Annotated in this window: 1 protein-coding gene and 1 pseudogene; both read right to left on the bottom strand. The window is 63.1% G+C overall.

The window, feature by feature from the left end; genetic code table 11:
• Positions 1 to 160: 160 nt before the first annotated feature.
• On the bottom strand, positions 161 to 1,375 hold the full coding sequence (gene xcpS / locus Q8R10_RS18115) for a GspF family T2SS innner membrane protein variant XcpS (protein ID WP_305655278.1): 1,215 nt from the start codon (positions 1,373 to 1,375) through the stop codon (positions 161 to 163).
• Between the two features lie 88 nt (positions 1,376 to 1,463).
• A pseudogene (locus tag Q8R10_RS18110) lies at positions 1,464 to 1,640 on the bottom strand (type II secretion system protein GspE); the annotation flags it as partial.

The following is a 1,640-nucleotide window of genomic DNA, read 5'->3' as shown; positions in this document are numbered from 1 at the left end:
AATGAGGCGGGGGGCCTCTCTACAAACGAGATCGCAATGCGTCTCTAGGGTGGGACGGCCTCCCCGGAACCTTACTGATTATCGTCAACAGCGTGTTTGAGCCTACTGTTTAACGATGACCTCAACATACAAGGGTGGGCTAAAGCCCACCCTACGCGAGTTAGCCCACCAGTTGATTGAGAGACAGAATCGGCAGCAGGATCGCCAGCACTATCACCAGCACCACTGCGCCCATAAACACCAGCATAAAGGGTTCGAACAGCCCGACCAACAGCGCCACTTGGGCGGCCAGATCGTTTTCCTGATTGCGCGCGGTGCGGGCCAGCATCTGGTCCAGTTCGCCGGATTTCTCGCCGCTGGCGATCATGTGCAGCATCATCGGCGGGAACTCTTCGCTGGCCTCCAACGCACGGGTCAGGCTGCTGCCTTCGCGCACAGTTTGCGCGGCGATGATGACCTTGTCGCGGATGCGCAGGTTGGCGATCACCGCGGCGGCAATCGACAAGGCCTCCACCAGCGGCACGCCACTCTTGCTGAGAATCGCCAGGGTCGAGGCGAAGCGTGCGGTATTGGTCGCCCGCGCTAGCCGGCCGACCAGCGGAATGACCAGCACCATGGCGTCCCAACGGCGCTGCAGCGCCTCGTCGCGCAGGGCATAGCGGATGCCAACCACGCCGCCGATCAGCACCAAGGCCATCAGCCAACCCCAGTTCTTCACCACTGAACTGGTGGCGATCAGCCCACGAGTCAGGGTCGGCAACTCTTGCCCGGTGTTGACGAACACTTTGACCACGTCCGGCACCACGTAGCCGAGCAGAAAGCAGACGATGGTCAGCGAGGCGACCATCAGGATCACCGGGTAGAGCAAGGCCAGCTGGATCTTCTGCCGCGACTGCTGACGTTGTTCGGTGTAGTCGGCCAGCTGATCGAGCACCAAGCCCAAGTGCCCGGCATGTTCGCCGGCGGCGACGGTGGCGCGGTACAGCTCAGGAAAGGCCGCCGGATACTCCTTGAGACTGGCCGCCAGGCTGTGGCCTTCCAGCACCCGGCCACGCACCGCCATCAGCATGGATTTGATCTTCGGCGTGGTCGACTGCGCGGCGGCGGCGCGTAAGGCTTCCTCAATCGGCAAGGCGGCCTGCACCAGGGTCGCCAGCTGTCGGGTCAGCAGGGCCAGATCGCGGGCGCCCAAGCCTTGGCCAAAACTCAGGCCACCGCTGGTTTTTTGCTCGCGGCCACGGGCCTGTTTGACCTCCAGCGGCGTCAGCTGTTTATCACGCAACAACTGCCGGGCCTGACGCGGGCTGTCGGCCTCAAGCATGCCTTTCTGCTGGCGACCCTGGGGGTCGAGGGCGAGGTATTCGAAGGCGGCCATCAGGCATTGCCCCGCTGGCACAGGCGAACAGGCTGTTGTAGGAGGGGCTTTAGCCGCGAAAGCCGCGAAGAAAAATTACGCCTCATGCCTATTCCTCCCGCGTCACGCGCAGCACTTCTTCCAAGGTGGTGGCGCCTTCGCGGACCTTGCGCATGCCGTCGTCGCGAATGCTTGGGCCAAAACGGCGCGCATGCTTGGTCATCTCCTGCTCGCTGGCGCCGTTGTGCACCAGGGTGCGCAGGGCGTCGTCGAACATCACCAGTTC

The sequence above is a fragment of the Pseudomonas sp. genome, from assembly GCF_030698175.1.
Lineage (GTDB): Bacteria > Pseudomonadota > Gammaproteobacteria > Pseudomonadales > Pseudomonadaceae > Aquipseudomonas.
This window is presented reverse-complemented; position numbering and strand designations above follow the sequence as displayed.